General features: G+C 68.3%; 15 protein-coding genes. 5 read left to right on the top strand and 10 right to left on the bottom strand.

From position 1 onward, the window contains the following. Nucleotides 1-16 precede the first annotated feature (16 nt). The gene (locus ACTZQ5_RS10210; protein ID WP_443585077.1) at nucleotides 17-1165 is read right to left on the bottom strand and encodes a saccharopine dehydrogenase family protein; all 1149 of its coding nucleotides are present in this window, start codon (nucleotides 1163-1165) and stop codon (nucleotides 17-19) included. A 268-nt stretch (nucleotides 1166-1433) separates the two neighbouring features. Beyond that, the gene (locus ACTZQ5_RS10215) at nucleotides 1434-3203 is read right to left on the bottom strand and encodes an ABC transporter transmembrane domain-containing protein (RefSeq protein WP_443585078.1); all 1770 of its coding nucleotides are present in this window, start codon (nucleotides 3201-3203) and stop codon (nucleotides 1434-1436) included. Between the two features lie 153 nt (nucleotides 3204-3356). Between ACTZQ5_RS10215 and ACTZQ5_RS10220 the strand changes: the two genes are divergently transcribed. After that, nucleotides 3357-4574 (top strand): polyhydroxyalkanoate depolymerase, encoded by a 1218-nt coding sequence (locus ACTZQ5_RS10220; protein ID WP_443585177.1) that lies wholly within the window; start codon nucleotides 3357-3359, stop codon nucleotides 4572-4574. 75 nt (nucleotides 4575-4649) lie between these two features. Here ACTZQ5_RS10220 and ACTZQ5_RS10225 read toward each other — a convergent pair whose 3' ends face one another. The 5 genes from ACTZQ5_RS10225 to ACTZQ5_RS10245 form a co-directional block, all read right to left on the bottom strand. Next, nucleotides 4650-5132, bottom strand: coding sequence for a pyridoxamine 5'-phosphate oxidase family protein (locus ACTZQ5_RS10225; protein WP_443585079.1), 483 nt, complete (start codon nucleotides 5130-5132; stop codon nucleotides 4650-4652). 348 nt (nucleotides 5133-5480) lie between these two features. Beyond that, nucleotides 5481-6659, bottom strand: a complete 1179-nt coding sequence (locus ACTZQ5_RS10230) for an acetyl-CoA C-acyltransferase (protein ID WP_443585080.1) — start codon at nucleotides 6657-6659, stop codon at nucleotides 5481-5483. 22 nt (nucleotides 6660-6681) lie between these two features. Continuing rightward, nucleotides 6682-7173 (bottom strand): MaoC family dehydratase, encoded by a 492-nt coding sequence (locus ACTZQ5_RS10235; protein ID WP_443585081.1) that lies wholly within the window; start codon nucleotides 7171-7173, stop codon nucleotides 6682-6684. A gap of 139 nt (nucleotides 7174-7312) precedes the next feature. Beyond that, a complete protein-coding gene (locus ACTZQ5_RS10240) occupies nucleotides 7313-8503 on the bottom strand; it encodes a mechanosensitive ion channel family protein (protein ID WP_443585082.1) in 1191 nt (396 codons plus the stop codon). 12 nt (nucleotides 8504-8515) lie between these two features. Continuing rightward, a complete protein-coding gene (locus ACTZQ5_RS10245) occupies nucleotides 8516-9601 on the bottom strand; it encodes a DNA topoisomerase IB (protein ID WP_443585083.1) in 1086 nt (361 codons plus the stop codon). Nucleotides 9602-9715: 114 nt separating this feature from the next. On the opposite strand from ACTZQ5_RS10245, the gene ACTZQ5_RS10250 reads away from it, so the two are divergent. Next, nucleotides 9716-10282 (top strand): type 1 glutamine amidotransferase domain-containing protein, encoded by a 567-nt coding sequence (locus tag ACTZQ5_RS10250; RefSeq protein ID WP_443585084.1) that lies wholly within the window; start codon nucleotides 9716-9718, stop codon nucleotides 10280-10282. Here the strand turns inward: ACTZQ5_RS10250 and ACTZQ5_RS10255 are convergent. The 3 genes from ACTZQ5_RS10255 to ACTZQ5_RS10265 are packed head-to-tail and all read right to left on the bottom strand — an operon-like array spanning nucleotide 10221 to nucleotide 12853. Beyond that, nucleotides 10221-11276, bottom strand: a complete 1056-nt coding sequence (locus tag ACTZQ5_RS10255; RefSeq protein WP_443585085.1) for an acyltransferase family protein — start codon at nucleotides 11274-11276, stop codon at nucleotides 10221-10223. The two genes, ACTZQ5_RS10250 and ACTZQ5_RS10255, sit on opposite strands and share 62 nt — an antisense overlap. A gap of 49 nt (nucleotides 11277-11325) precedes the next feature. Next, nucleotides 11326-12711: a DUF5935 domain-containing protein gene (locus ACTZQ5_RS10260; RefSeq protein ID WP_443585086.1), complete on the bottom strand. Its 1386-nt coding sequence runs from the start codon at nucleotides 12709-12711 to the stop codon at nucleotides 11326-11328. Next, nucleotides 12704-12853 (bottom strand): hypothetical protein, encoded by a 150-nt coding sequence (locus ACTZQ5_RS10265; protein WP_443585087.1) that lies wholly within the window; start codon nucleotides 12851-12853, stop codon nucleotides 12704-12706. The genes ACTZQ5_RS10260 and ACTZQ5_RS10265 overlap by 8 nt, the downstream gene beginning before the upstream one ends. Before the next feature lie 111 nt (nucleotides 12854-12964). Here ACTZQ5_RS10265 and ACTZQ5_RS10270 point away from each other — a divergent pair, with 111 nt between their 5' ends. The 3 genes from ACTZQ5_RS10270 (at nucleotide 12965) to ACTZQ5_RS10280 (ending at nucleotide 16545) form a co-directional block, all read left to right on the top strand. Then, entirely contained in the window at nucleotides 12965-14221 is a 1257-nt protein-coding gene (locus tag ACTZQ5_RS10270) for a TIGR04063 family PEP-CTERM/XrtA system glycosyltransferase (protein ID WP_443585088.1), read from the top strand. Continuing rightward, the gene (locus ACTZQ5_RS10275) at nucleotides 14173-14880 is read left to right on the top strand and encodes a hypothetical protein (protein ID WP_443585089.1); all 708 of its coding nucleotides are present in this window, start codon (nucleotides 14173-14175) and stop codon (nucleotides 14878-14880) included. Before ACTZQ5_RS10270 ends, ACTZQ5_RS10275 begins: the two co-directional genes overlap by 49 nt. A gap of 108 nt (nucleotides 14881-14988) precedes the next feature. Then, a complete protein-coding gene (locus tag ACTZQ5_RS10280) occupies nucleotides 14989-16545 on the top strand; it encodes a spinster family MFS transporter (protein ID WP_443585090.1) in 1557 nt (518 codons plus the stop codon). Nucleotides 16546-16579 lie beyond the last annotated feature (34 nt).

The following is a 16579-nucleotide window of genomic DNA, read 5'->3' on the forward strand; positions in this document are numbered from 1 at the left end:
GGGAGGAATTGGCGCGTCATCCCGCCGTGAAGGTCAGGCCGGCGCGTTCCTGCAATCGGTCGCGCAAGGTGGTGCCCAGCAACGCCCCCGGCGTCCAGATGCCGCCGGCCCCCTCCGTCTCCAGCAGGCAGCGCGCCGTCTCGGCGATCATCTTGCTCGTCGAGCCATAGCCCGGATCGCGGTCGCCGGTGACCACCGCGTCGAAGCGTGTGCCATCCGGCATCAGTCCGACGAACAGCAGGTCGTAATGGCCGCTGTCGCGCTCTTCCTTGCTGGGGCCTTCGCCCGGCTTGGGTCCCTTGTCGCTGGCGAGGGGGTTGAGCCTCGCGATGGCGTCGGCCGCGGCCCTGCCCATCTCGCCCAGGCCAGCGACCATCATCTCGTCGTACACGAAGTCCGCGCCGTAGCGGTGGCCGAGCAGGTAATTGGTGCGGTGGACGTTCTTGGTGTTGATCGCCGCCATGATGAAGGGCGCGACCCAGGTGTTGAGCGTGGCGTCGAATTCGGGGAGCAATCCGGTCGGCTGATGCGGTCCGCTGAACCCCGGCGTCAGCGCGAAGGGGCTGGACAGCAGCCCCAGGATCGACGGATCGCGCGCCGCGGCGGCGAGCGTCGCCTTGAGGCTGGCCGCCGTGCCGCCCGAAAAGCCGCCCTTCATCGTCCGCACCCGGCCCTTCACGCGCGGCGCGGGGTGGCCGTATCGGGCGATGGCACATTCCTGCAGCGTCAGCACGCCGAGGTCGAAGGGGATGGAATCGAAGCCGCAGGAAAAGACGATGCGTGCGCCGCTCGCCTGCGCCGCGGCGTGGTGCGCGTCGATCATGTGGCGCATCCAGGCGGGCTCGCCGCACAGGTCGACATAGGCGGTGCCGGCGGCGGCGCAGGCGGCGACCAGCGGCGCGCCGTAGAGTTGATAGGGGCCGACGGTGGTGATGACGACGCGGGTCGATTCGGCCAGCGACTTGAGCGATGCGGGATCGTCGGCGTCCGCGACCACCAATGGCGTGTCGGCGGGCGCGCCGATCGTGTCGCGGACCTCCTCCAGCTTGGCGCGGCTGCGCCCTGCCATCGCCCAGCGGCCGACGCCCTGCTGGCTGAGGTATTCGGCGACGAGGCGGCCGGTGAAGCCCGTCGCGCCATAGACGATGATGTCGAAGTCGCGCATGGCCGGGCTCTCCTTTGCTTTACGCGCACGTCATGCGCTTAGGCGGGGAGAGGATCAAGGCTGGACCTAAACGCAACGTCATCCCCGCGCAGGCGGGGATCCATAATCACGGCGTGACGGGCAGGAATCGAAAGGTCAGCCAGTATGGATCCCCGCCTGCGCGGGGATGACGGATGTGGAGGGGCGGGGAGGGGACGGCGTCAGTCGGGCCTACGCTGCGCGCAGGCGTCCATGGATCCCGGCGTTCGCCGGGATGACGGTATGGGGGTCAGGCCGCTTCGCTGAATTGCAGGCTGGCGAGCCGTGCATACAGGCCGCCGCGACCGATCAGCGTCGCGTGGCTCCCTTCCTCGACGATGCGGCCGGCGTCCATCACGATGATCCGCTCCGCCGCGCGCACGGTCGCGAGGCGATGCGCGATGACCAGCGTCGTGCGGTTCTCCATCAGCCGTTCGAGCGCCTGCTGCACCAGCCGCTCGCTTTCGGCGTCCAGCGCACTGGTCGCCTCGTCGAGCAGCAGGATCGGCGCATCGCGCAGCAGCGCGCGGGCGATGGTGATGCGCTGGCGCTGGCCGCCGGAGAGGCGCGCGCCGCCTTCGCCCAGGTTGGTGTCGAGGCCCTGCGGCAAGGCGCGCAGGAAGTCGGCGGCATTGGCCGCTTCCGCCGCCGCCCACAACTCGTCGTCGCTCGCCTGCCAATGGCCGTAGCGCAGGTTGTCGCGCGCGCTGGCGCCGAAGATCACCGTATCCTGCGGCACCATCGCGATCTGTGCGCGGATCGCGGCGGGATCGGCCTCGCGCAGGTCGACACCGTCGAGCAGCACGCGGCCGCCCTCCGGATCGTAGAAGCGCTCGGCCAGCTGGAAGAGGGTCGATTTGCCCGCGCCCGACGGGCCGACCACCGCCACCGTCTCGCCCGGCCGCACCGCCAGCGTGAGGCCGTTCAGCGCGGCCACGTCGCGGCGGGTCGGGTAATGGAACACGACCTCGTCGAAGGTCAGCGCGCCGGTGACCGGTACGGGCAGCGGCATCGGCGCGGCGGGGCGGGTGATCTCCGGCATCTCGCGCAGCAGCTCGGCAAGCCGGCTGGCCGCGCCGGCACCGCGCAGCAGGTCGCCATAAACCTCGGTCAGCGCGCCGAACGCGCCGGCGACGATGCCGCCGGTGATGACGAAGGCGAACATCGATCCGCCGCTCAGATGGCCGGCGGCGACATCGCTCGCGCCCTCCCACACCACCAGGGTGATCGACCCGAAGATCAGGCCGATCATGATCGCGGTCATCAGTGCCCGCAGCGCGATGCGGCGCTTGGCGGTGGCGAAGGTATTTTCCACCGTCGTCTGGAAACGCGCCGCCTCGCGCGCCTCCTGCCCGAAGGCCTGGACGATCTTCATCGCGCCCAACGTCTGCGTCACCTGCGCGCCGACGTCGGCGACGCGATCCTGCGTGGTGCGCGATAGATTGCGGATGCGGCGCCCGAAGATCGTCACCGGCAGGATGACGAGCGGGATGCCGAGGATCAGCATGCCGGCGAGCTTGGGCGACAGCGTGAACAGGTAGATCATGCCGCCGATGCCGGTGAAGGTGTTGCGCAGCGCCACCGATACGGTGCTACCGACCACCGTCTCGATCAGCGCGGTGTCCGACGTCATCCGCGAGGCGATTTCCGACGGGCGGTTCTCCTCGAAGAAGCGCGGGGTGAGCGCGAGCAGGTGGCTTTGCACCTCGCCGCGGATATCGGCGACGACGCGCTCGCCGAGCCAGGAGACGAAGTAGAAGCGGATCGCGGTCGCCACCGCCAGCACCGCGACGATCATCAGCAGATAGTGGAACGACGATGCCACCGTGCCGCTCGAGCCGGGGCCGAAGCCGTGGTCGATGACCCGCTTGAACCCCGACGGGATGCCGAGCGTCGCCGCGGTGGTCGTACACAGCGCGAGCAGCGCGGCGACGAGATGCCGCGGATAGCGCAGCACGCGTTCCCAGACGAGGCGCAGGTCGCCGAGGCGGCGGTCGGTGGGAACGGGGGGCTTGGCCATGACGCGCCGCCTAGCAGGCGAGGCGGGTGCGCTCAACGCCGCGAGGGCTGGCCGCCATGGGCCTCATCGTCCGTCTCGGGCGTTCAGACCGGATTGAACCCGCCGTATTTTGCGTTACGTATACGGCAACCTATCATGGGTGAAGAAAACAGCATGCTCTACGACGCCTATGAAATGCAACGCTCGATGCTCGCCGGGGCGAGCGCCATGGCGACCTTCGGTGCGGACTGGATGCGCAATCCCGCCAATCCTTGGTCGTATCTCGGCGGCGGGCAGCTGGTCAGTTCGGCGCTGGAGGTGTTCGCGCATGCCTCCGCGACGCGCGGCAAGCCCGCCTTCGGCCTGACGCATACCGAGATCGACGGACGGCAAGTGGCGGTGCACGAGGAGATCGTGCTCCAGAAGCCGTTCGGGCAGTTGAAGCGCTTCCGCCGCGAGGGCGTGGAGGGAAGCCCCAGGCTGCTGATCGTCGCCCCGATGTCCGGCCATTACGCGACGTTGCTGCGCGGCACGGTGGAGCGGATGCTGCCGAGCGCGGAGGTCTATATCACCGACTGGCGCGACGCGAAGCTGGTGCCGCTCGGCGACGGGCATTTCGACCTCGACGATTACATCGATTACCTGATCGCGTTCATGGAGGCAATCGGGCCGGGTGCACATATGCTGGCGGTCTGCCAGCCGTCGGTTCCCTGCTATGCGGCGACGGCGCTGATGAGCGCGGACAACCATCCCTGCCGGCCGCGCACGCTGACGATGATGGGCGGCCCGATCGATACGCGCGAGGCGCCGACCGCGGTCAATACGCTCGCCACCGAGCGGCCGCATGCCTGGTTCGAACAGAATGTCGTCGTCACCGTGCCGATGATGTACCCCGGTGCGGGGCGCAAGGTGTATCCCGGCTTCCTGCAACTCGCCGGCTTCATGTCGATGAACCTCGGCAACCACATGATGTCGCATTGGGAGATGTTCAAACATCTGGTTCAGGGCGACGGCGAAAGCGCGCAGGCGACCAAGAGCTTTTATGAGGAATACCGCTCGGTCTGCGACATGACGGCGGAATTCTACCTGCAAACGGTCGATCTCGTCTTCCAGACGCACGCCTTGCCGCGCGGCGAGATGATGCACCGCGGACGCCGTGTCGATCCGGGGGCGATCACCGATGTGGCGGTGCTGGCTATCGAGGGCGAGCGGGACGATATCTCGGGGCTCGGCCAGACCAAGGCGGCGCTGACGCTGGCGACCAGCCTGCCGGCCGACAAGAAGCGCTATCTGATGGCGGAAGGTGCCGGACATTACGGCATCTTCAACGGTTCGAAATGGCGCAACACGGTGGCGCCGGTGGTCGAGCAGTGGATGGCGGCGCACGGCTGATATGAAAACGGGCGGCCGATCGGCCGCCCGCTGACGCTATTCAGAAGGGGCGGTCGAGTGCCGCCCCTTGCGCTGTCACGCGACCGACCCGACCACCGCGTGGCTGCTCGATTCCTCACCGCGGATGGTGCCGCCGAACAGCATCTTGACCCGGCCGGAGATCGAGATGTCGGTTTCCCACAATTCGGCGCTATCGATCTCGAAGCGCAGCAGCGTGAGGTTGGGATCTTCCTTGCCGCCCGGAAACCAGGCCTCGACCTGATTGTTCCAGAGCTTGTCGATCTGCGCCCGGTCATTGTCCTGCACGACGTTGCCGGCGAGGCAGGCGAAGAAGTCGTGCCCCTTGCCGACGAACTGCGCCATGGCATCGCCACCCTTGGCGATCCGATTGTCGCGGCCGGCGAAGAAGAACAGGGTGTTGGGCTGATCCTCGTCGATCTGCGCGGTCATCGGCTCGGAATGCTCGCCGTCGACCAGGCCGATCATCACGAACGGACTGTCCTTCAGCTTGCCGAGGAACTTGGCAGCGATTTCCTGCGGATTGTCATGATCGGCCATGCATCGTCTCCTGTCGAGGGTCTGATCGGGAGAACGAGCGCAACGGGGCTTGGTTGCGCGGTAAGGCCGTTTCGGCCACGATGACGGTGGCGGCAATCCTGCCGTCGTACAGGAGTAGGACTTTGAATCTTACTGACCTGTGCCTGATCCTGGGCATGCTCTTCGCCTTCGCGACTTTGGTCGTGAAGATCATCGAAGTGTCGCGCAACAGGTAAGGTGCCGGGCGGGGCTCGGGTAGCAGCCTGGGCCCCAAACGATTTGAGCCCCAGCCGTAGCAGCGGCCGGGGCTCAGGAGTAGACTTTGAACCTACCGCGGCCGAGATAACTCAGAACCGCGCGATTTTCAACTCACAGCACCTCGAACAATCCCGCTGCCCCCATGCCGCCGCCGACGCACATCGTCACCACGACGTACTTGGCACCGCGGCGCTTTCCCTCGATCAGGGCGTGGCCGGTCATGCGGGCACCCGACATGCCATAGGGGTGGCCGATCGAGATCGCACCGCCGTTGACGTTGAGCAGCTCGTCCGGAATGCCGAGCGTGTCGCGGCAGTAGAGGACCTGTACGGCGAACGCCTCGTTCAATTCCCACAGGCCGATATCGCCGATCGACAGGCCGTTCTTTTCGAGCAGCTTGGGGATCGCGTAGACCGGGCCGATGCCCATTTCGTCGGGCTTGGTGCCGGCGACGGCCATGCCGACATAGCGGCCGAGCGGCGTCAGACCCTTCCTGGCCGCGACGCTTTCCTCCATCAGCACCGATGCGGAGGCGCCGTCCGACAGCTGGCTGGCGTTGCCGGCGGTGATGTGCCCCTCGGGTCCAACGACCGGTTGCAGCGCCTGCAATCCTGCCAGCGTGGTATCGGCGCGGTTGCCCTCGTCCTTGGAGAGGGTGACGTCCTTTGTGCTGACCTCCTTGGTCGCCTTGTCGATGACGTTCATCGTCGCGCCGAGCGGCACGATCTCGTCGTCGAACTTGCCCGCGGCCTGCGCGGCGGCGGTGCGCTGCTGCGACTGGAGGCCGTAGGCATCCTGCGCATCGCGACCGATGCCATAGCGGGTGGCGACGACTTCGGCGGTCTGGAGCATCGGCATGTAGATGTCGCCGTGCATCGCGAGCAATTCCTTGTCGGGAGCGACGCGCATCTGCGGCGTCTGGACGAGGCTGATGCTCTCGACGCCGCCGCCGACGCACACGTCCATGCCGTCGACGATGATCTGCTTGGCGGCGGTGGCGATCGCCATCAGGCCGCTGGCGCACTGGCGGTCGAGCGACATGCCCGCGACCGAGGTCGGCAGGCCGGCCATCAGCCCGGCCTGCCGCGCGATATTGCCGGCCTGATGACCCTGCTGGAGCGCGGCGCCGAACACCACGTCGTCGACTTCCGCGCCCTCGATCCCGGCGCGTTCGACGGCGTGGCGTATGGCGTGGCCGGCGAGCGCCTGCGGCGTCGTGGCGTTGAAGGCGCCGCGATAGGCGCGGCCGATCGGCGTACGGGCGGTGGAGACGATGACGGCGGAGCGCATGAGGGTTTCTCCCGAAGAAGCGTTAGACGAAGATCTGGCTGATCCACTCGGCGACCATCGCGGGCTTGTCCTGCCCCTCGATCTCGACGGTGAAGGCATTGGTCTGCTGGAACTGGCCCGGCCGCTTCTCGTCGAAGGCGAGCAGGGTGAAGCGGCCGCGAACGCGGCTGCCCGAGCGGACGGGGGTGAGGAAGCGCACGGTGTTGCCGCCATAGTTGACGCCCATTTTCGCGCCCTCGATGCGCGGTGCATCCGGTACCTTGGACGACAGCAGCGGCATCAGCGACAAAGTGAGAAACCCATGCGCGATCGTGCCGCCGAACGGCGTTGCGGCGGCGGCGACCGGATCGACGTGGATGAACTGGTGATCGCCCGTCGCCTCGGCGAAGCGATCGATCATCGTCTGCGTCACCTCCACCCAGTCGGAGACGCTTTCCGTGCCGATCCTGGCCTTCATCTCGTCGACGGTGACGGTCGTCACGGCTTGCCCCTCCACCTTTTCAGTGCCGGCCATCCTGTAGGCGGGTAACGGCCAATCCCGCAAGCCTCGACTGACCGAAAGCTTGAAGATGCGGCCGCCGCGCTGACCGCTCACCCGTGAATAGGTGCCTTAGTGACGATGTTGCAGCGGACCGGATGTTCTAAAACCCGGATCATGCGGCCGGGTCGCCCTTTTCGGGGACGGCATATGGCATCACCAGCGTGCCATCGGGCGCGGCGGTGTAGGTGGTCTGCGTCGGATAGGCGATGCCGATGCGTTCGGCGGCGAAGCGGCGGATCAGCGACACCATGATGCGATCGCGCATCGGGTGCGCGGTGGCCCAGTCGTCCCCCGGAATGTCGAACTGCAGCACGAAATCGAGGCTGGATGCACCGAACGTTTCGAAGCTGGATCGGGCGACCTTGCCGCCTTCGCCCTCCACGATCTCGCGCATGATCGCCGGCACCTGCGCCAGCAGATCGGGCGACGTTTCGTAGGTGACGCCGATCGTGAAGGCGAGGCGGATATGGTCGCGCACGCTGGTGTTCTGGATTTCCTTGTCGAGCAACTGCTTGTTGCTGATGACGCGCAATTCGCCGGTGAAGGCGCGGATGCGCGTGCTCTTGAGGCCGATCGATTCGATGACGCCGCTGGTCGTGCCGTAGCTGATCTTGTCGCCGCGTCGGAACGGGCGGTCGAAGATGATCGCGAGCGCGGCGAACAGGTCGCCGAAGATGCCCTGCGCGGCAAGGCCGATGGCGATGCCGCCGACGCCGAGACCCGCGATCAGGCCGGTGACGTTGACGCCCAGATTGTCCAGCACGACGACCAGCGCGATGGCGAACAGCGCCACGGTGACGAGCAGGCGGATCAGCCCCATCGCGCTCAGCAGCGCCTCGCCCGAATAATGTTCGCTGCTGGTGCGATGCTCGATCGCGCCCAGGATCAGCTCGCGCGCCCAGACCGCCGCCTGGAAGACGGAGGCGACCGTCCACAGGAAATTGACGGTGGTCGACACCTGCGAGGGCGCACCCGCATAGCCGACGACCAGCTTGGCGGCGAGCATGACGATGAAGAAGTTGTTGGTCCGCGTGATCGCCCGCCCGACGATCGTGCCCCAGCCGCGGCGGGCGAGTTCGCCGGTGCCGAGCGGCTTGCCGCACAGCCGCTCGCCCAGCTTGCGCAGGCCATGGAGCGCGAAGACGATGATCGTGCCGATCCCGAACGCGATGAGGATCTGCAGCCAGTGGGTGTGCAGCCAGATCTCGCTGGCGGTGTAGAGTTCGCCGATCTGGTTCTGCACGCCCTCGGCGTCGATCAGCGGCGCCTTGTCGGCGGCGTTTGCGGTGGTCTTACTGGCCATGAATCACTTTCGTCAGGCGGCCGCCTTGAGATCGGGCAGCTTGCGATCGGATCCACGGGCTCCTGAGCGCTGCGGATCGGACAATGCGGCGGCGATATGCGGATCCTGTCCCGCTTCCAGGAACGCGATCAGGCCGCGTTCCTCCCGGCTGAGATAGCGCGCCGAGCGGGGCAGGCGCAGCGCCTTGCGAAAGGCGCTCTGCCCCTTTTTCACCAGAGCGATGAGCGACGGGTGGACGTAGCTCTTGCGCGCGATCGCGGGCGTGTTGCCGAGCCGTTCGACGACGGGTTCGAGCAGTGCCTTCAGGCTGAGGTCTGCTTCGGCCCGGGCGAGCGCCTCGAACGCGGTGACGCTGGCGCCCCAGGTGCGGAAATGCTTGGCAGTGAAATCGGCGCCCGACGCGCGCTTGATATAGTCGTTGACGTCGGACGAGGTGACCGGGTGCGCTTCGCCGGCATCGTCCACCCAGGCAAACAGATGCTGTTCGTCCAAGTCCTGCATCTTCTTGACGGTGGCGGCGAGGCGCTTGTCGGTGACCTTCATGTCGCGCTCCTTGCCCGATTTGCCTCGGTAGCGGAGCTTCAGCGTCGCGCCGCGGACCTGCCCGTGTTCCTTGCGCAGCGTCGTCGCGCCGTAGCTCTCGTTCGCTTCCGCATAGGCTTCGTTGCCGACGCGGATGTGACCGATGTCGAGCAGGCGGACGACGGCGGCGATGGCGCGATCCTTGCCCAGCCCGCGGGCGGACAGGTCGGACTCGACGCGTGCGCGGATCTTGGGCAGGCAATGGCCGAAATCGGCGCATTTCTCGTATTTCGCCGCCTCCTGCGCCTCGCGGAAGCCGGTGTGGTAGCGATATTGCTTGCGGCCTTTCTCATCCCAGCCGACCGCCTGGATATGGCCGTTGGCCTTGGGGCAGAACCAGGCATCGCGATAGGCAGGCGGCAAGCCGACGGCGTTCAGCCGGTCGATCTCGTCGCGGTCGGTGATCCGCTCGCCGTCGGCGTGATAATAGGCCCAGCCATTGCGCACCTTCTTGCGGGTGCTGCCGGGCTTCGAATCGTCGCAATAGATGATCTTCGCTGCCACCCGGCGCTCCATCGTGTTCAGGCCATCGTCTTCAGGTCATCGGAAAATGCGTGAGCGCGCCCGCGTGTTCCGGAACGGCCGGCGTGGGCGTTGGTTGAGGCCCGGCATTCCCGACAGGAGATTATCATGGCCGACCTCGCCCAAGCCCGCGTGCTGATGCTCGCCGCCGACGGTTTCGAGCAGGACGAACTGTTCAAGCCGCGTCAGGCGCTGCTCGACGCCGGCGTCCAGCTGACGCTCGCCTCGATCAAGACCGATCCGATCCAGGGCGTCGTCAACGACAGCGAGAAGGGGGAGAGCATCACGCCGGACCTGACGCTCGACGATGTCGACACAGACGATTACGATGCGCTGGTGCTGCCGGGCGGCGTCGGCAACCCCGACAAGATGCGCCTGCAGGAGCGCGCGGTGGAGATCGTCACCGAGTTCATGGAGGACGACAAGATCGTTGCCGCGATCTGCCACGCGCCGTGGCTGCTGGTCGAGGCGGACGTGGTCGACGGGCGACGGGTGACGAGCTGGCCTTCGGTGCGCACCGACCTGGAAAATGCCGGGGCGGACGTGGTCGACGAACAGGTCGTGGTGGACGGCAACCTCATCACCAGCCGCAAGCCGGACGATATCCCTGCCTTCAACCAGGCGATCCTGGATGCGTTGCAGGAGGAACTGGCCGAAGAGAACGAGGACGCCTGAGCAGCAGGCGTTGTGCGGGGCGCTCTATCCCATGGTAGAGCGCCAACGACGCCGCCAGCACCAGCGCCAGGTAGAGCGCGACGAGCGGCGGTGACAGCGCGGGGGCGGCGAGCGGGAGCTTGAACGCCTTCCAGAGCAGGAAATGCGACAGGTAGGTCGCATAGCTGATCTCGCCGAGGCAGTGGATCGCGCGGCCCTCCAGCGGGTGGTGCGGCAGGCCGGCGGTCAGTCCCAGCGTGAGCAGCGCGGCCGCGAAGGTGACGGGCGCCGCGAGCGTTTCGGGAAGCCCCGTGGCCCATCCCGCCGTCGCCAGCCCGGCGACCGTTGCCGTCCACCGCAATAGTGGCCGGCGCAGGTACAGGGCGGCGAGGATCGAGCCGACGGCGAATTCGATCAGGCAGCGGACCAGCCCATAGCGCCGAATGTCCTCGCCCAAGGTCGCGGCCCCATTCATCGCCAGGTGGAGCGCCAGCAGCAGCGCGGCGGCCGTCGCGATCAGCACCGGTGTCGGCACGCGGCGCCAGTCGAGGCTCAGCACCAGCAGCGGGAACAGCAGATAGGCGGCCAGTTCGCAGCTGATCGACCAGGCGGGGTCGTTCCAGCGGAGCGTGTCGGTGAACCCCCAGTTCTGGACGAGCGCGAGGTGCAAGGGGAGCTGTGCGAACGGGAAGGCGGGATCGTCGCGCCCCGTCGCGCGCAACAGCAGCGCCAGCGCGACCGCCATGCCGAGCATCACCGCATGTAATGGCCAGATGCGGGCGATGCGCTTTTGCAGGAAATGCGGGATCGCGGCGGGATCGCGCAGCCGTTCGTGCCAGGTCAGCCAGATGACGAAGCCCGACAGCAGGAAGAAGACGTCGACCGCCAGATAGCCCTTCGCGAACACGGCTTCGGCGGCCGGCGGCAGGCCGGCGATGCCGCCGCGGATGTGATACAAGACGACCAGCCACGCCGCGATGCCGCGCAGGCTGGTGAGCGCGCGCAGCTCGGTCATGCGAGGCCTGAGACGCCGGGAGCCGGGTGCGCAAACCCGGCGCCGGGCCTCACGCGGGCACCGGCTGCGCGATGCGCGGGCGACGCAGCGGTGCCTTCGTGTCCTCCGCGCGGCGGCGGGCGAGATAGGAATCCAGTCCGATCTGCGCGCCGATCAGCATGTAGACGAACGGCTGGAAGGCGATGGCGATGAAGGCGGCGCCGAGCAGGTAGACGAGGTGCGCGCTCTGCAAGGCGGCGGCGAGCGGGCCGGCCCAGCCGAACGCGCCGGCGGGATCGCGATAACGGCGGCGCAGCACCTCCATGCGGACGAGGCCGATCAGGCTGATCGCGAGCCAGAGCGCGAGGCCGGGATAGCCCTGTTCGCCCAGCATCTCGAAATAGGCGCTGTGATAGCCACGCGCCTTGTCGGTCACCGCCTGATCGGTGACGGCCGGGGCGGCAGCGGGGGCGGCAGCGGGGGCGGCGCCGTCGCTCGGCACGGTCTTCTTGATCTCGTAGCGGATATGGTTGCCGCGATACGCCTCGAAACCGCCGCCCAACGGGTGCGATTTCGCATAATCGATCGTCCACTGCCACACCGCGAGGCGGGTGGAGGCGGATTCGTCGGCGTCGTGGCTCTTGATGGTGCTCATCCGCTCGGTGAAACTGGCCGGCAGGAAGGGCACGGCGATCAGCCCGGCGGCGGCGATGGCGAGGAGGTACAGCAGCTTGCGCCTGGCATTGCGCAACGAGAGCAGCGCGACGAGCGCGATGCAGACGAGGCCGGTGCGCGTCGAGGTGCCGATCGGGATCAGCAGGCAGGCGAAGATGAGGCACAGGCAGAAGCCCTTCACCTTCCAGTCGGGCGGGAAGATCGTGCCGAAGCGCATGAACCAGACGATGAGCGGCACGATCGCGATGGCGACCGTCGAGATGGTGCTGCCTTCGTAGAGGCCGGAATTGTTGGTCACCATGAGGTCGAGCTGGCCATAGCCGCCGCCGCCCGCCGCGGTCTTGATGCCGCCGACGATGATGATCGTCGCCGCCGACAGGATCATGAACAGCAGCAATGCCTCGATGCGCAGGCGGGTGCGCAGCGTGAGCGGCAGGAAGGCGGCGAAGGCCAGGCATTTCCACACCCAGTCCCATTTGTCCTGCGCATCGAGCGGGAAGTCGGCGCCCGCGGTCGTCCCCCAGCAATAGAGCAGCAGTGCGATGATGAGGCCCTGACGCGGCGCGAAGCGGCTGTCCGTCTTGTCGTCCATCACCAGCCAGCCGCCGACCGCCAGCGCCACCGCGATCAGCGAAATCGGCACCGCGTTGAGCAACACATAGGTCAGCCGCTGCGGCGAGACGATGTCGATATAGACATAGGCGAGCACCAGCAGGAACGGGCGCCTGAGGCCCATGCCGAAGAAGGCGGCGAGGAAGGCGACGAAGACGAGGTCACGCACCGGGCGGCTCCGCGTCGCGGGATCGGCGGCGCCAGTGACGGGGCGGCGGCGCCTCCGAATCGAGATCGGGGCGCTTCAGCAGCAGCCAGGCGGCAAGCAGCATCAGGCCATGCGTCAGGCCGAGCGACAGATTGTCGATCACGATGTCGCTCCCGTCCGCATGTGAGCCATGGCGCATAGGCGCCAAGGGATTGATGCGGCGTTAAATGCCCGATTGACGGGCTATTAAGCGACGCGTGGCACAGCTGCGGCCATGCGGATCCTCCATATCCTCGACCACGGCCTACCGGTGCAGAGCGGCTATACCTTTCGCACCCGCGCGATCCTGAAGGCGCAGGAGCGGCGCGGCTGGCAGGTGGCGGCGGTGACCGGACCGCGGCACGGGGCGGCGGCCGACGCGGTCGAGTCGGTCGACGGATTGACCTTCCACCGCACGCTGGAGCCGCTGCCGGGCGGGCCGCTGGGCGAGATGATCGGCATCGCGCGGCTGGCGCGGCGGATCGGGGCGGCGGTGGATTCGTTCAAGCCCGATATCCTTCATGCCCATTCGCCGGTGCTGGGCGCGCTCGCCGGGCTGCGCGTGGCGCGGGCGAGGGGGCTGCCGCTGGTGTACGAGATCCGCGCCTTCTGGGAGGATGCGGCGGTCGGCAACGGCACCGGGCGCGAGGGATCGGCGAAATATCGCGCGACGCGGGCGCTGGAAACCTGGGCGGTGCAGCGGGCGGACGCGGTGGCGGTGATCTGCGACGGCCTGCGCGGCGACCTGATCGCGCGCGGCGTGGCGGCGGAGAAGATCGTCGTGTCGCCCAACGGCGTCGACCTCGACCTGTTCGGCGCGCCGGTGCAGCGCGATGCGGCGTTGGCGCAGGCGCTGGATCTGGCGGGGGCCGAGACGATCGGCTTCATCGGCAGCTTCTACGATTACGAAGGGCTGGACGACCTGATCGCAGCGATGCCGGCGCTGGTCGCGGCACGGCCCGCTGCGCGGCTGCTGCTGGTCGGCGGCGGGCCGATGGAGGCAGCGTTGCGCGCGCAGGCGGCAGCGTCGCCGGTGGCGGAGGCGATCCGCTTCGTCGGGCGGGTGCCGCATACCGAGGTGGAGCGCTATTACGCGCTGGTCGACGTGCTCGCCTATCCGCGCAAAGCGATGCGGCTGACCGACCTCGTCACGCCGCTGAAGCCGCTGGAGGCGATGGCGCAGGGCCGGCTGGTCGCCGCGTCGAACGTCGGCGGGCATCGCGAACTGATCCGCGACGGCGACACCGGCACCCTGTTCGCGCCCGACGATCCGGCCGCCATCGCCTGTGCGCTGGCCGGGCTGCTGGCGGATCGCAGCGGCTGGGATGCGCGCCGCGAGCGGGCGCGCCGGTTCGTCGAGCGCGAGCGTAACTGGTCGTCAAACATTTGTCGTTACGAACCGATTTACCAGCGGCTGTGTGCCGCCGCATCAGTGGATGGATCATGGCAGCGTTCCTCGGCCAGAATGACACCCCGCCCGCAGCGGCGATGACCCCGGCGGCTGCGACCCGCTGGATCGCACCCGGCGGCGGCGTGGCGGCCGGCGTGGCCGCGGCGGCGCTGTTCCTGATGCTCCCCACGGCGATGCTGGAGGATTGGGTATGGCGTAGCGGCATCTCGGCGCTGGTCACGGTGGCCGAGCCGCCGCTCGGCACCACCGCGCGTGCCGTGCTGGCGCTGGGGGCGGGGGCGCTCGCTGCCGCCGTGGCCTGGTCCGCGCTGTTCCTGCTGTTCGGCGCCGGCGGCCTGCTCGCCGGGCATCCGGCGGCAAGCCCCGAGGAGGGCGTGCCGGTGCTGCGCCGTGCCGACGCCCATCCCGACGCACCGGCGCGCCGGCCGCTGTCCGCGTCCGATCTCGGCGCGCCGCTGCCGCCGCCGCAGGAGCTTGCACCGCCGCCGCCGGTGGAGCAGCCGATCCCCGCCGACCTCGACCTGCCGCTTGCCGCCTTTCATCCGGGTGCGGTGCCGGCGGTGCCGCGCGAACCGGTGCGGGCGGTTGCTTCGCTCCGCACGCCGGTGGCGCTCGCGGCCGGCGAGCGGATCGCCACCGTGCAGCTGCCGCGTTCGCCCGCCGAATCGACCACGGCGCCTTCGATCGAGTCGCTGCTGCGACGCCTGGAGCAGGGCACGCGCCGCCCGCTTCGCGCCTGAGCGAGACACACCCTCGGCAACACTTTAGAATATCGGGTATCGTTTTCGGGCTTACCTGCCCGGCGGCCCTCTGTTAGCCTTCCGCACAACGATACAGCGGAGAGGGCGATGGCCAAGCGTGAAGCGGACGGGCAGCAGGCGTCGCGATATGCCTGGTACGTGCTGTCCATCCTGTTCGTCGTCTATGTGTTGAACTTCGTCGACCGGCAGGTGATCTCGATCCTGGCGGAGGACATCAAGCGCGACCTTCATCTGAAGGACGAGGATCTCGGCTTCCTCTACGGCACGGCGTTCGGCGTCTTCTATGCGCTGTTCGGCATCCCGTTGGGGCGGCTGGCGGACAGCTGGCACCGGGTGCGGCTGATGACCGTCGGCCTGGCGCTCTGGTCGACGATGACCGCCCTGTCCGGCTTCTCGCGCACCGGCGGCCAACTCGCGGCGGCGCGCATCGGCGTCGGGGTCGGGGAGGCGACCGCCAGCCCCGCGGCCTATTCGCTGATCTCCGACTATTTCCCCAAGCGCCTGCGCGCGACGGCGCTGTCGATCTATTCGGCCGGACTGTATGTCGGCGGCGGCTGTTCCCTGTTCATCGGCGGGCTGATCGTGCAGGGCTGGAACCGCGCCTGGCCGGGCGGCGGCCCGCTCGGGCTGGTCGGCTGGCAGGCGGCGTTCCTGGCCGTGGGGCTGCCCGGCCTGTTCGTCGCCGCCTGGATCGCGACGGTGCGGGAGCCGATCCGCGGGCTGGTCGAGGGACTGCCCGAGCCGGACAAGCATCCCGCGCCGTTCCGCGCCTTCTTCGCGGAGCTGCTGACGATCATCCCGCCGCTGACGCTGATCGGCGCGGCACGGGGCGGCACGCGCGCCCTGATGATCAATCTGACCGGCCTTGCGGCGGTGGTGGCGGTGGTCGCCGCGCTGATCGGGCTGGGGGAGCCGGTGCCGCAGTGGCTGGCGATCGGGATCGGCGTCTATGCCGTCTTTTCCTGGGCCTGTGCGCTGAAGCGGCGCGATCCGGCGACCTTCGCACTCATCGTCGGTACGCCCGCATTCCTGTGCACGGTCGTCGCTTATGGCCTCAATTCGTTCCTCAGCTATGCCGCCAGCTTCTGGGGCGCGCCCTATGCGCTGCGCGTGCTGGGCGAGACGCCGGCACGCGCCGGGCTGTTCCTGGGCAGCAGCGGCGCGCTGGCGGGGTTCCTGGGGCTGACGATCGGCGGGATCGTCGCCGACCGGCTGCGCCGCAGCGATCCTGCCGGTCGGCTGATCGTGGTGATCTTCGGCGCCACCGTGCCGGTGCCGTTCCTGATCGGCGCCTTCACCGCCAGCAGCACCTGGGTGTTCTATCCCTGCTTCTTCCTCGCCGGCCTGACCGCGAGCGGCGCGCTGGGATCGGCGGCGGCGACGACGCAGGACCTGGTGCTGCCGCGGATGCGCGGCACGGCGACCGCCACCTTCTTCATCGGCACGACGCTGATGGGGCTGGCGATGGGGCCGTATCTGGCGGGCCGCATCTCGACTCTGTCGGGCAGCCTGTCGGTCGGCATGCTGTCGCTGCTCGCCGTGATGCCGGTGACGCTCGCCTGCGCGATCGCCGCCTACCGTCTGGTGCCGAAGGCCGAAGCGTCACGCGAGGCCCGCGCCCGCGCCGCCGGCGAGGTGATCTGACGCGCCTTAGTCTTCATCAGAACGCCGCAGCAGA

Origin of the sequence: Sphingomonas cellulosilytica (assembly GCF_052321755.1) — a bacterium.
In the GTDB taxonomy this organism is placed as follows: domain Bacteria; phylum Pseudomonadota; class Alphaproteobacteria; order Sphingomonadales; family Sphingomonadaceae; genus Sphingomonas.